Source organism: Herbaspirillum sp. UBA812, assembly GCF_002296545.1.
Lineage (GTDB): Bacteria > Pseudomonadota > Gammaproteobacteria > Burkholderiales > Burkholderiaceae_D > Herbaspirillum > Herbaspirillum huttiense.
Window position 1 is genome coordinate 1 of record NZ_DBIC01000035.1, and the last position, 12,363, is coordinate 12,363.

A 12,363-nucleotide genomic window follows, 5' to 3' on the forward strand; every position below is an offset into this window, starting at 1 on the left:
TCCCTTCCCGCACCGGCGTAGCCCGATTTGGCAAACCTGCGCGCCGCACGAGGTCCTGCGGCGGGTGCAGTCTGCGCTCTCTTCCCGCATGCAGCCTTTCTTTGCCCCTGATGTCTCCGGATCGCACCGCTCAAAAGCAAAACAGCCCCCGCGCTGCGGAGGCTGTTTTGCCGTTTTCGGCTATGTTTTTCGGCGCTCTCAGAACTTGTGCCGCAGCCCGATACGCAGGACATTCTGGCTGCTGTCGTCCGCCGGTGCCGACGAATAGGCCGCGCTGATGACGCCGGGATTGAGCACGTCGCTGGCCGACTGGCGGCTGGCCATGGCATAGAGATCGGTGCGCTTGCTGAAGAAATAGTCGATGCCGATATTGAACTGCGTGGTGTGTCCGCGCGTAGCACCACCGCTGGCGCGGGACAGATCAGCACGATCATGGATGACGCTGCCCAGCAGGTGCAGCTTGGCATTCATCGCGTAATCCACGCCGACGTCGAACACATTGGCGCGGGTAGCGCTGGTGATGGCCACCAGTCCGCTCGCCGCCAGCGGCTGCTGGGTCGGGCGGCGCACCTGCGACCAGGCTGCGAACAGCTTGGCCGGACCGGCCTGGTAGCTGGCCCCCAGGGTGAAGGTCTTGAGGTCGGTATCACCGGCACTGGACGGCGGCGTATCCGCGGCCAGCTTGCTTTGGTAGTAAGCGGCACCAATGCCCGCATTGCCGCGCCGATAGTTGGCTCCGACGCCGAAGGCTTGTCCCGCTGAAGTCTTGCCAGCGACCTCGCCGAAGCCGTAGAAGAGGCTACCGGTGAATCCGCCCATCTCGGCGGTATCGAAGCGCAGCGAATTGCTGGTCCGCGCCCCGGTCAGGCGATCGAGGCTGTTGAAGTGGCCGGCACGCACACCGCCACCACCGAAGATCTGGAAGGAACTGTATTGCAGGCCGATCTCTTCCAGATAGTCGGTCTGGCGGCCAATGGTCAGCGTACCGACATGGCCACTCAGGCCGACCACCGACTTGCGGTCGAACAGGCTGCCCGGCGTGGCCATGGCACCGTCGTCAGCGGAGAATCCGTTTTCCAGCTGGAAGATGGCCGCCAGTCCGCCGCCCAGTTCCTCGCGGCCGCGAAAGCCGATGCGCGAGGCCATGGCGTCACCGGAGTCGACACTGACGCGACTGTTGTTGCCGGCACCGACCTTGCTGGTATAGACCAGGCTCATGTCGATGACGCCATAGACGGTGACGCTGGAAGTCTGGGCCTGGGCACATTGGCTGGCGTTGAGCAGCCCCAGGGCGGAAAGAGTGAAGACGAGTTTTTTCATGAGAAGCGTGCCGCACGCGGCATGGTGCAGAAAACGTCAAATCATCCCGGGTGCTTTCTGCCGGGTGGAGGGAGGAGAATGGCACTGGCCGGGTCCAGGGAAGGCACATGGTAGGAGCCCCTTCCCCCCGCAGCAATTACCTCTTGGGATAGTGCCCGCGCGGGTCATTGCGGCTGGCGCGAAGCCTGTGCCCATGCCATACTTGCGGCGGCCCGCTGACGCTTTTTGCGCAGTGGCGCGCAAGTTCGGTACACTGCCCTCTTCCAACCTTGCCCTCGCTGGCCTGACCTGATTTGAACAACGCCGCCACCTTCCGCCTCGAACCGTCCAGCCCGCCTGTGCTGCACGTGGAAGGCGACTGGACCTTGCGCAACTACCGCGCGCTGTCGCACCAGATCGCACAGCAACGGCCGGCGGTAGACGATCAGCTGGTGCTGACGTTTTCTGCACTGACCGCCTTTGACACCGTGGGCGCCAAGCTGCTGGTGGATCTGCTGGGCGTGCCCGCAGCCTTGCGCCAGACCGGCGAAGACAGCAATCTGCCGCGCGCCTGGCGCGGCCTGCTGGCCGCCGTGGCCGAGGCCAAGGCGATCGCCATGCCCAAGGCCGCCCCGCCGCCGCAGGCCTGGATCACCGACATGCTCGAACGGGCCGGCGTGGCCACCCTCAACCTGCGCGCCTGCTCGCGTGGCCTGCTGGGTTTTGCCGGACTGTGCCTGCAGACCTTGGCGGCCTCGTTCTGGCGGCCTTCGCGCTGGCGCTTTACGGGCGTAGTGGCCCAGGTTGAACAGACCGGGCTGGACGCGGTGCCCATCGTCTCCCTGCTGACCTTCATGGTGGGTGCCGTGGTCGCCTTCCTGGGGGCCACCGTGCTGGCCGATTTCGGCGCCAGTCTTTATACGGTGGACCTGGTGGCCTTCTCCTTCCTGCGCGAATTCGCGGTGCTGCTGACCGCCATCCTGATGGCCGGGCGCACCGCCAGTTCCTTTACCGCGCAGATCGGATCGATGAAGGCCAACGAGGAAATCGATGCCATCCGCGCCCTTGGACTGGACCCGATCAACCTGCTGGTCCTGCCGCGCATCATCGCGCTGCTGATCTCCATGCCCCTGCTCACCTTCATCGCCATGATGTCGGGCCTCTTCGGCGGGGCCATGGTGTGCGCGCTGTCGCTGGACATCAGCCCGACCATGTTCCTCTCGCTGCTGCAGCAGGACGTGGGCATCCGCCACTTCGTGCTGGGCATGGTCAAGGCACCGCTGTTTGCCTTCGTGATCGCCATCATCGGTTGCAACGAAGGCTTCAAGGTCAGCGGCAGCGCCCAGTCGGTGGGACAGCACACCACCTCCAGCGTGGTGCAGTCGATCTTCGTGGTGATCCTGCTGGATGCACTGGCGGCCCTGTTCTTCATGGAGATGGGATGGTGACCCCGGCGCACGACGATCAGGCCGTCGAAGCGATCATCGACGTGCGCGGCCTGCGTAACCAGTTCGGACCGCAAGTGGTCCATGACCAGCTGGACCTGCAGGTGCGGCGCGGTGAAATTCTGGGCGTGGTGGGCGGTTCCGGTACCGGCAAATCGGTCCTGCTGCGCAGTATCGTCGGCTTGCAACGTCCTGCGGCGGGACAGGTGAAAGTGTTCGGACAGGATTTGTCTGCACTGTCCACCGAGGCGCGTTCACAGTACGAAAGGCGCTTCGGCGTGCTGTTCCAGCAGGGCGCGCTGTTCTCGTCGCTGACCGTGCTGGAAAACATCGCCCTGCCCCTGACCGAATACGGCGGGCTCGATGCCGATGAGGCGCGGGGAGTCTCGGCCATGAAGCTGGCGCTGGCCGGTCTGCCCATTGCCGCCGGTGACAAAACTCCGGCAGAACTCTCGGGCGGCATGATCAAGCGCGCCGCGCTGGCCCGTGCGCTGGCGCTGGATCCGGACATCCTGTTCCTGGACGAACCGACCGCGGGGCTCGACCCCATCAGCGCCGCCGCCTTCGACCGCCTGATCCTGACCCTGCGCGATGCGCTGGGCCTGACCGTGTTCCTGGTCACCCATGACCTGGACACCCTCTATGCCATCTGCGACCGCGTTGCCGTGCTCTCGGCCAGGCGCGTGCTGGTGGCCGACCGCATCGAGGCCGTGGCGGCCTTCGATGATCCGTGGATACGGCAATACTTCCAGGGCCCGCGCGGACGGGCCGCCAGCCAGGCCGCACTGCGCGCTTCGGCCACCCCAACGCATCAAGGAAACGCCTAATGGAAACGCGTGCCCATCACGTCCTCATCGGACTCTTCACCATCCTGGTCGCCCTGGCGGCACTGGTGTTCTGCCTGTGGCTGACCAAGGTCGGCCAGGACCGCGACGTCGACTACTACACGGTCATCTTCAACGAGGCGGTCAGCGGGCTCTCGCGCGGCAGCCCCGTGCAGTACAGCGGCATCAAGGTGGGCGATGTGGTCGGCCTGAGCCTGGACCCGGCCGACCCGCGCAAGGTGCGCGCCCGCATCCGCGTGACCGGCAAGGCGCCCATCAAGGAAGACACCGGCGCCAAGCTGGCCCTGGCCGGCATCACCGGCACCGCATTGATCCAGCTGACCAATGGCTCGCCCGAGAGTCCTCGGCTGGAGTCCAAGGATGGCAATGACCCGATCATCATCGCCTCACCCTCGCCGCTGTCGGCGCTGCTCTCCAACGGCGAGGACCTGCTCTCCAACGTCAATGAAGTGCTGCTCAATGCCAAACAGTTCCTGGCCCCGGAAAACGCGCGCCGCCTGAACCAGACCCTGGCGCACCTGGAACAGCTGACCGATACCCTGGCCAACCAGCGCGGCAACGTCGGCACCGCCATGCAGGAACTGGCGGCAGCGGCGCGCCAGGCCAATCTGGCCATGCAGTCGGCCAACCAATTGCTGGCCACACGCGGCAATGACGCCATGGGCAACCTGCAGCAAGCCATGCGTTCGCTGGCAGCCAGCAGCCAGCAGATCGAAAAGCTGATCCAGCAGAACCAGGCCGCCCTCAACAACGGTGCCCAGGGCGTGGCGGAGATCGGGCCGGCCATTACCGAACTGCGCAGTACCCTGGCCTCGGTGCGGGCCATCAGCCGCAAGCTGGAAAGCAATCCCGGTGCCTACCTGCTGGGCCAAGACAATCTTCAGGAATTCCAACCATGATGACCCCGCTACTGCGCACCGCCCTGGTGGCCGCCAGCCTGGCCCTGACCGCGTGTTCTATTCTTCCCAAGTCCGATCCGCTGGCGGTCTATCGCCTGCCGCCACTGGCTTCGACCCATGCGGCGAGCACCGGCACGCCCTATCGCGCGCTGCGCATCGCCACCCCGGCGGCCAGTCGCAGCATCGACAGCGAACGCATCCTGGTGCTGCCTGAAGGCGACGTGGTCAAGTCCTACGCCGGCGTGCGCTGGAGCGATCCGGCACCGCAGTTGCTGCGCGACCGCCTGCTGGATGCCTTCCAGGCCGACGGACGTTTCCCGCGCCTGTCCGGTGACAATGCCAACATCGCGGCCGAGGTCGAACTCGATGGCGCACTCAACGCCTTCCAGACGGAATATCGCAACGGTGCGCCCAGCGTAGTGATCGTCTATGACGCGCGACTGGTCGACACCGCCACGCGCCAGCAACTGGCGGCGCGGCGCTTTGCGGTGGTGGAAGCGGTGGCCGGCAGCAAGGTGCCGGAAGTGGTCAGCGCCTTTGGCAGCGCCTCGGCGCGGTTGGCGGGCGAAGTGGTGGCGTGGGCCGCCACGGTGCGATGAACGAATTTTCCGCACGCGCCATTATCCGAACGTAGCATGGGCAGGCGCACGAGGCTGTGGCAATCTGACCGGTATTTTTCTTGCGGATCGGAAAGCAGCCATGGACAAGTTGCAAGCGATGGAAACCTTTGTCGCCGTGGTCGAGAGCGGCAGCTTCGTGGCCGCCGTGGAGGTGACCGGCCAGTCCAAACCGGCAGTCTCGCGGCAGGTTTCGGAGCTGGAACAGTTCCTCGGCATCCGCCTGCTCCACCGCACCACGCGGCGACTCTCGCTGACCGATGAGGGCCGCGTCTACTTTACGCGCTGCAAGGAATTGCTGGAATCCATCCAGGATGTGGAGAGCGAAGTCGGGCTCAATTCCGACCAGGCCTGCGGACGGCTGCGCATCGGCGCTCCGCAGGATTTCGGCGTGGAGCAACTGGCTCCGCTATGGGGCAAGTTCACGGAGCAGAATCCGCAGATCACGCTCAACATCACGCTGTCGGACCGCACCATCGACCTGCTTGAGGAAGGTTTCGACATGGCCATCCGCATCAGTACCCTCGGTGACAGCCGCATGGTGGCACGGCCGCTGGCACCGGTGCGCATGATTGCCTGCGCCTCGCCGGCCTTCCTGCAGCGGCAAGGTACGCCGGTGAGTCCGGCGGAACTGCGCGACTACCCCTTCAACTCCTACAGCTACCGCAACGGCGGCGATGAGTGGCATTTCAAGCATGAGCACGGCGACACCTGCACGGTGCGCGTACGCTCCACCGTCTACGTCAACAATGGCGCTACCTGCCGTGCCATGGCCGTGGCCGGCCAGGGCATCGCGATCCAGCCGGACTTCATCGTCAACGCGGCAATCCAGTCCGGTGAACTGGTGGAATTGTTCGAAGGCTGGAGCACCGGCGAGCAACTGGTGGTGCATACGCTCTACCCGACCCGCACGCATCTGCCGCCCAAGGTGCAGCGCATGCGTGATTTTCTGGTGGAGCAGTTCAAGGTACCGCCATGGTGCCCGAAGTAAGTAGCTTAAATTATTTAGTTCATTCTCAATTTCCGGTCCAGCGCAGGAACAGCGGCATCAGCACCGGCACCAGCACGGCGGTGAAGACGCCATTGAGTCCCATGCCCAATCCGGCAAAGGCCCCCATCTCCGCACTGACCTGCAAAGCGCGCGCGGTACCGATGCCATGCGAGGCCACGCCCAGCGCGAAGCCGCGTACCGGATGGCTGTCGATCCGCAGGAAGTTGAGCACGTAGCGCGCCAGGACCGCGCCCAGGATGCCGGTGCAGATCACCAGCACGGCGGTCAGCGACGGCAGGCCGCCGAAGCGTTCCGAGATGGCCATGGCAATCGGCGTGGTGGCCGACTTGGGTGCCATGGAAATGACGATGTCGCGTGAGGCACCCATGGCATAGGCGATCCCGACCGCCGAGACCACGGCCGTCACGGAACCAGCGGCCAGTCCCAGCATCAGCGGCAGCGCTGCGCGGCGGAAATTGTGCCACTGCTTGTAGAGCGGCATGGCCAGCGCAACCGTGGCCGGTCCGAGCATGAAATGCACGAATTGCGCGCCTTCGAAATACGTCTTGTAGGGCGTATGCGTGATGCCCAGGATGCTGACCACGATGACGATGGCGATCAGCACGGGATTGGCCAGCGGGTGGTAACCCAGGCGCCGGTAGATCCACAGTGCCACGAGATAGGCCACCAGCGTGGTCGTCAGCCCCAGCAGCGGCGAGGCAGCTAGGTAGACCCAGACATCGGTCAGACGGGCCAGGCCGTGCATCAGTGCGACTCCTCATGGTGATCCGGCTGGCGTGCCGCAGAGAAGCGCTTCATCGCCGCATTGGTCACCAGCGCGCCGACGGCGATGGCCAGGACCGTGCTCACCACCAGCGCCACCGCGATGGCCGGCAGATCGCCTTTGAGCTGGCCGGCAGCCGCAATCACGCCGACGCCCGCCGGCACGAACAGCAGCGACAGGTGCTGCAGGATGCCCCAGGAGGTCGTCTCCATCATCTGCGCCAGGCGTGAGGAAGAGAGAAAGGCGATCAGCAACAGCAGCATGCCGATCACCGGACCGGGAATGGGCAGGCCCAGCAATTGCGCGGTGCCTTCGCCCAGGCATTGGAAGACCAGGAGGATGGCGAGGGGGGTGAGGTTCATGGGCGGCCAATGGTGATGTAAGTGGCAGACAATCAAAAAATGCGAGGAAAGCGGATTGATTTCACGATTTCGCTACCAGACCAGGCAATTTGCGCGAGCAGGCGCCTCTTCCACCCAAGGAGTGACATCATGCGCACACAAGCACCCAGCAAGGCAGGCCTCTATACTGTACAGGAATCTGTACATCATTTTAGGAGGTCCGAGCTGGCCTTTTCTTCCACTGACGTGATTACGCTGACGCAAGCCCGGGCCCAACTTTCCGAACTGGCGGATCAGGTCAAGGCGGGTACAGAGAAAATCATTACCAAGAACGGCGTCAGCTACGTCGCCTTGATCGATGCAGAGCGACTGGATTACTACCATCAGTTGGAGCGGGAGCACCTGCACCTGCTGACCATTGAAGATGCCCGCGCCGGGCTGGCCGATGTCGCGGCCGGTCATGTGGACGATGCCCGCACCGCCCTCAGCGGCCTCAAACGCCGCCGCACTGCCAAGACCACGCGCTGAGGTGCAAGGTGGCCGTCCCGCATCGGGTCGAGGTCACGACGTATTTCCTTCGCGGGCTGGCGCAGATCGAGGATTTCCTCGACGCCAATAAGGCAACCGATGCCTATGACCAGCTGCTGGTTGAACTGATCGAGACCGTCATCCCCAATCTGGAAAGTTTTCCGTAGCTCGGCCCCTTGATTCAAGGCGGTGCCGGGCAATCAACCGAAGTCCTCAGCGCCCTGCGCCTCCTCGAACGGCAATTGGGCAGACTGGCCCGCCACACGGAGGTGCGAGAGTACGTAATGAAGGATTCCCAGGTGCTCTATGCCCGCTCCAGGGGTGTCGTTCACTTGCTCTCAATACGCCACCAGCGGCAGCGCCGCAACTATCTCGCCGCCCCCTCACCGTAAGTCCTGCGCCCGGACCAGCCAAGCTTGCCCGGGCGCAATGACGATAACGCGTATGCTCCGTCCAAGCCTCGCCGTGCCGCCAGAACCAAATCTTCGCAGGTCTTGTCCCACATCCCGGGCTGTCTCTGCTTATCGGATGGCCCCACCACTCCGCGCTCCACGCTGATGCCAACAATCAACAAGAACAGCCCAACGCCGGTCACGACCACGATTTGATACAGGCGCGCTCACGCAGCCTTTACTGGAGCATCATGGACCACGCCACGCCCAGCCACCCTCTCCGGGTGCTGTCGATTTTCGGTACCCGCCCCGAAGCCATCAAGATGGCACCGCTGGTCAAGGCCCTCGATGCCGAGCCCGCCATCGACTCCATCGTCTGCGCCACCGGCCAGCACAAGCAGATGCTGGCGCAGGTACTGGAGCTGTTCGCCATCCAGGCCGATCACAGCCTCGATGTGATGGTGCCGGACCAGACGCTCAACGGTCTCTCCGCGCGCCTCTTCGCCGGCATCGACCAGTTGCTGGAGCAGACCCGGCCCGACCGCGTGCTGGTCCACGGCGATACCACCACCGCCATGGTGGCGGCCATGGCGGCCTTTCACCGGCGCATCCCGGTCGGCCACGTGGAGGCCGGCCTGCGCACCCATGACATGCACCAGCCCTGGCCGGAAGAGATGAACCGGCGCACCATCGATGTGGTCAGCGACCTGATGTTCGCGCCCACCGCGCAGTCGCGCCGCAACCTCGAAGCAGAAAACCTGCAGGGAAAAATCGTGGTCACCGGCAACACCGTCATCGATGCCCTGCAGATGACAGTGGCCCGCATCGATGCCGATGCCGGGCTTCGCGCCCAGCTCGATGCCGCCCTGCCGCGGCTGCTACCTGAACGCCGCCTGCTGCTGGTTACCGGCCACCGGCGCGAGAACTTCGGTACCGGATTCCTGCAGATCTGCCGCGCACTGGCCCAGTTGGCGCAACGCGATGACCTGCAGATCGTCTACCCGGTGCACCTCAATCCCAACGTGCGCGGCCCCGTCATGCAGGAGCTGTCCGGCCTGCCGCACCTGCATCTGATCGAGCCGCTGGACTATCTGCAGTTCGTGCGGCTGATGCAGCGCGCCCACGTGATCCTCACCGATTCCGGCGGCGTCCAGGAAGAAGCGCCCGCATTGGGCAAGCCGGTTCTGGTCATGCGCGACGTCACCGAACGCCCCGAGGCCGTGGCCGCAGGCACCGTGCAACTGGTCGGCACCGATACCGGCCGCATCGTCGATACCGTGGCCACCCTGCTGAGCGAAGACAGGCTCTGGCGCAGCTTCGCACGCAAACAAAATCCCTATGGCGACGGACAGGCCTGTGCCCGCATCGTCGATGCCATTCTCGGACGCAACTTCCAGCCCTTCTCCGCCTGACTCATCCATTCGCAAGCCATGGGCGGCGAGACGTTGCGGTTTGTGTCGTCGTCCCATTTACTTAGTTTTTTATGGAAATTTTTCCCGGCCAGAACCGAGTGAAATCAAACAATATAAAATATTTTTTACGTCCTCTGATGTAGGGAATTCTCACAAAAATCCTTGTCAGTGTTGCGTTACCTCGCTTTTTCTCCTCAGGCGAAATCAGCCAGCAGCTCCCCTTTTCCCATGCGCCACTCAGGGCGATGCCAGACGGCAATCGCGCTGAATACTTAGTTTTTCTGGCTCGCCATTTCAAGCAAAAAATCACGGAAAAATGGACACAAGGAAAGTGTCCGCGTGCTGCAAGGTGTAAAGAGTGATATCGAACATGCAACCAAATTGACCTCCCTCCGCTCCTACCGCACGCAACCGAGCCACGCAACCGAACAACAAACAATTCAACGAAACGCCACAAGGTCCGGACTACGCGGACCGATGGTCCCTCTTGCGACAGGAATCTGATGATTGCACGCCACCACCCCCAGCCAGCGGCTGCGCGCCGCCTGCGCTTGTCCGCGGGAACGCCGATGTTCATGACGCTCGCCGTCGCGATGCTTGCCGCCGGCTTTTCGCCGGTCCTGCTGGCCGCCCCCGCAGGCAACAACGCCGCCGCTGACGCTTTCCGCACCTTGACTGACGATACCTGGATCGAGCGCCGCGAGACCCTGGCCTCACTGGGCATCACCTCGCCGCTGGTGCTGGCGTCCAATGACAGCAGCCGCGAACTCTATCTGCCGGTGCCGTCCAATGTGCCGCTGGCGGATGCCAATCTGAAACTGGACGCAAAGTATCTGCGCGCCGACGGCGGCCGCACCACCATGGTCGTGGCCATCGATACCTATCCGGTCGCGGCGCGTGCGATGACGGCCGATCAGGGCGATGCCAGCCTGGCGCTGGGCATCGACGGCGCGCCTCGCGCCAATGGATTCGTGCGCATGGGCGTGAACTGGACCACCATGCTCTCCGGCCTGTCGCAATGCGCCGACCCGCGTACGCCCGGCAACGTGCTGCAGGTGAATCCCGATTCCTCCTTCAGCTACCGCTACGACAGCCGCGCCATCGGCGACCTGCGCACCGCCTGGGGTGCGCTGCCGGCCCTGACCTCCATCATGGTGGCGGGACGCCAACTGGATGCACAGAGCTACGACAGCGCCTGGCGCATCGGTGTGGCGCTGGAACGCGCGGGCAAGCACAGTACGGTGACGGTGCTGCCGCGTGTGGGTGACGTGATCGACCTGAGCCGCCTCAACGTACCCGATGGGCTGCGCGGCATTGCCGCGTTTGCCGCGCTCAAGGGCAGCGGCCAACATGCACTGAAGGATCCCGCCGAAGTCGGCGCCTTGCTGGCCCTGGGCCGCAACCAGGTGCGGGCCGACATTGTGGTGGCCGATGCAGCGCTGCTCTCCGGTATCGACAGCGCCATGAACGCCCTGCAGCAGCAGGTGCAGGCCAGCGCGCCCGAGGCGATGCCGGCCTTCAGCGCCTGGCGCGCCCGCGTGCAGCCGCAGTCCGCCAGCCTGCAGGCAGGTGAACTGCGGCTGTCGTCAGCCTTCGGCCATCCGGTGATCCTGGCGGGTGCGCAGTCCGGCTCCGCCTTTGCACAGATGTTCGACCGCTACTGGCGCAACATCAGCGGTGCCGCCTCGCTGGTGGCACGCACGGCGCACAAGCCGGTGACGGGTGAAGACTTCATCCTCCTGAAAAACCTGGGCGGCGCGCCGGGCAGCATCGATGTGCTCAGCCGCGCCGACTGGAGTGCGTCCTTCGATATCGCCGAAGTCGCCAGCGACGGCCGCCTGCCGTCCGAACTGGTACTGGATGTCTCGGCCGCGCCGGGTGCCACGCGCACGCCGCCGGTGGCCTCGGTGTTCCTCAACGATGTGCTGCTGGGAGCGCGCAGCCTGCAGGCCGACGGCCAGCGCGAGCGCATCATCGCGCGCATCCCCCCGGGTGCGCTGGCTGCACAGAACCAGCTGCGCGTGTCCTTCGTGCGCCAGCCCTCCAGCGACAACTGCCGTGAAACGCCCCAGGCCTTCCCGGTGGCAGTGCTGGGATCCAGCCACCTGAAACTGGACAAGGCCCAGGACGAAGCCAACTTCACCGGCATGGTCCGCCGCTTCGCCGCCGGTGCGCAGTTGCTGGTGCCGCACAGCTATCTGGACGACGTGCCGGCCAGCCTGCAGCGCGTCATCATGGTCGCCTCCAGCGCCGGCCTGCCCGCCGACCGCACCCGCATGACCGTGGTCGACGACGGCAAGGAGGCCGCTCCTTCTGGCAGCTTCCTGGCGTTTGACCTGCCCTTCAAGGATGCCCAAGGCATCGTGCAGGTCAAGGGCAATACGCTGGTGATGAATGACAGCAGCGCCAAGCCCATGCTCGACGTCACCGGCTTCGACCGCCTCGGCATCCTGGAGGTCGCCAAGACCAACGGCCAGCAAGGCGTGGTCTGGCACAGCGTGGGCAAGGAACGTCCGCTGGTGGCCAAACCGTTTGCGCTGTCGTCCGGCAATGTGGCAGCCGTCTCCTCGACCGGACTGCTGGCGGAGATCGACACCAATGACGCCAGTGGCCGCGATGCAGTGCAGGACGCCCCCTCGCTGACCATTCCGGACATCCTGTGGTGGGTAGTGCCGCTGACCATCATCGGCCTGTTCATTCTGCTGCTGATCCTGGCCAGCCGCACGCGCCGCCGTCGCATGGCCGAGCAGGAAGCCCAGCGCAAGCAAGCCCAGGCGACGCCGCGCGACGCCGGCCAGGACTGAGGACGG

At 64.6% G+C, this 12,363-nt stretch carries 12 protein-coding genes; 9 read left to right on the forward strand and 3 right to left on the reverse strand.

Annotated elements, in window-relative coordinates; translation table 11 throughout:
- Positions 1 to 198: 198 nt before the first annotated feature.
- Positions 199 to 1,320 (reverse strand): porin, encoded by a 1,122-nt coding sequence (locus B3873_RS01925; RefSeq protein WP_286863749.1) that lies wholly within the window; start codon positions 1,318 to 1,320, stop codon positions 199 to 201.
- A 293-nt stretch (positions 1,321 to 1,613) separates the two neighbouring features.
- Here B3873_RS01925 and B3873_RS01930 point away from each other — a divergent pair, with 293 nt between their 5' ends.
- The 5 genes from B3873_RS01930 (at position 1,614) to B3873_RS01950 (ending at position 6,096) form a co-directional block, all read left to right on the forward strand.
- On the forward strand, positions 1,614 to 2,747 hold the full coding sequence (locus B3873_RS01930) for an MlaE family ABC transporter permease (RefSeq protein WP_121041767.1): 1,134 nt from the start codon (positions 1,614 to 1,616) through the stop codon (positions 2,745 to 2,747).
- Entirely contained in the window at positions 2,741 to 3,571 is an 831-nt protein-coding gene (locus tag B3873_RS01935) for an ABC transporter ATP-binding protein (protein WP_286863753.1), read from the forward strand. Before B3873_RS01930 ends, B3873_RS01935 begins: the two co-directional genes overlap by 7 nt.
- Complete coding sequence (locus tag B3873_RS01940) at positions 3,571 to 4,488, forward strand: MlaD family protein (RefSeq protein WP_039785481.1); 918 nt, start codon at positions 3,571 to 3,573, stop codon at positions 4,486 to 4,488. The genes B3873_RS01935 and B3873_RS01940 overlap by 1 nt, the downstream gene beginning before the upstream one ends.
- Complete coding sequence (locus B3873_RS01945) at positions 4,485 to 5,087, forward strand: ABC-type transport auxiliary lipoprotein family protein (protein WP_286863755.1); 603 nt, start codon at positions 4,485 to 4,487, stop codon at positions 5,085 to 5,087. Before B3873_RS01940 ends, B3873_RS01945 begins: the two co-directional genes overlap by 4 nt.
- A 100-nt stretch (positions 5,088 to 5,187) precedes the next feature.
- Positions 5,188 to 6,096, forward strand: a complete 909-nt coding sequence (locus tag B3873_RS01950; RefSeq protein ID WP_286863756.1) for a LysR family transcriptional regulator — start codon at positions 5,188 to 5,190, stop codon at positions 6,094 to 6,096.
- 25 nt (positions 6,097 to 6,121) lie between these two features.
- Here the strand turns inward: B3873_RS01950 and B3873_RS01955 are convergent, their stop codons facing one another.
- Together B3873_RS01955 and B3873_RS01960 are read right to left on the reverse strand one after the other, a co-directional pair.
- A complete protein-coding gene (locus B3873_RS01955; protein WP_286863757.1) occupies positions 6,122 to 6,862 on the reverse strand; it encodes an LrgB family protein in 741 nt (246 codons plus the stop codon).
- The gene (locus B3873_RS01960) at positions 6,862 to 7,242 is read right to left on the reverse strand and encodes a CidA/LrgA family protein (RefSeq protein WP_286863759.1); all 381 of its coding nucleotides are present in this window, start codon (positions 7,240 to 7,242) and stop codon (positions 6,862 to 6,864) included. The genes B3873_RS01955 and B3873_RS01960 overlap by 1 nt, the downstream gene beginning before the upstream one ends.
- A gap of 204 nt (positions 7,243 to 7,446) precedes the next feature.
- On the opposite strand from B3873_RS01960, the gene B3873_RS01965 reads away from it, so the two are divergent.
- The 4 genes from B3873_RS01965 to B3873_RS01980 all read left to right on the forward strand — a co-directional run bounded on the left by B3873_RS01965 (position 7,447) and on the right by B3873_RS01980 (position 12,357).
- Complete coding sequence (locus B3873_RS01965) at positions 7,447 to 7,749, forward strand: type II toxin-antitoxin system Phd/YefM family antitoxin (protein ID WP_286863785.1); 303 nt, start codon at positions 7,447 to 7,449, stop codon at positions 7,747 to 7,749.
- An 8-nt stretch (positions 7,750 to 7,757) separates the two neighbouring features.
- Positions 7,758 to 7,916 carry a hypothetical protein gene (locus B3873_RS01970; RefSeq protein WP_286863761.1) on the forward strand — a complete coding sequence of 53 codons (159 nt, stop codon included), beginning with the start codon at positions 7,758 to 7,760 and terminating at the stop codon, positions 7,914 to 7,916.
- 476 nt (positions 7,917 to 8,392) lie between these two features.
- Positions 8,393 to 9,553 (forward strand): non-hydrolyzing UDP-N-acetylglucosamine 2-epimerase, encoded by a 1,161-nt coding sequence (gene wecB / locus B3873_RS01975; protein ID WP_286863762.1) that lies wholly within the window; start codon positions 8,393 to 8,395, stop codon positions 9,551 to 9,553.
- Positions 9,554 to 10,128: 575 nt separating this feature from the next.
- Entirely contained in the window at positions 10,129 to 12,357 is a 2,229-nt protein-coding gene (locus tag B3873_RS01980) for a cellulose biosynthesis cyclic di-GMP-binding regulatory protein BcsB (RefSeq protein WP_286863763.1), read from the forward strand.
- The last annotated feature ends 6 nt before the right edge of the window (positions 12,358 to 12,363 follow it).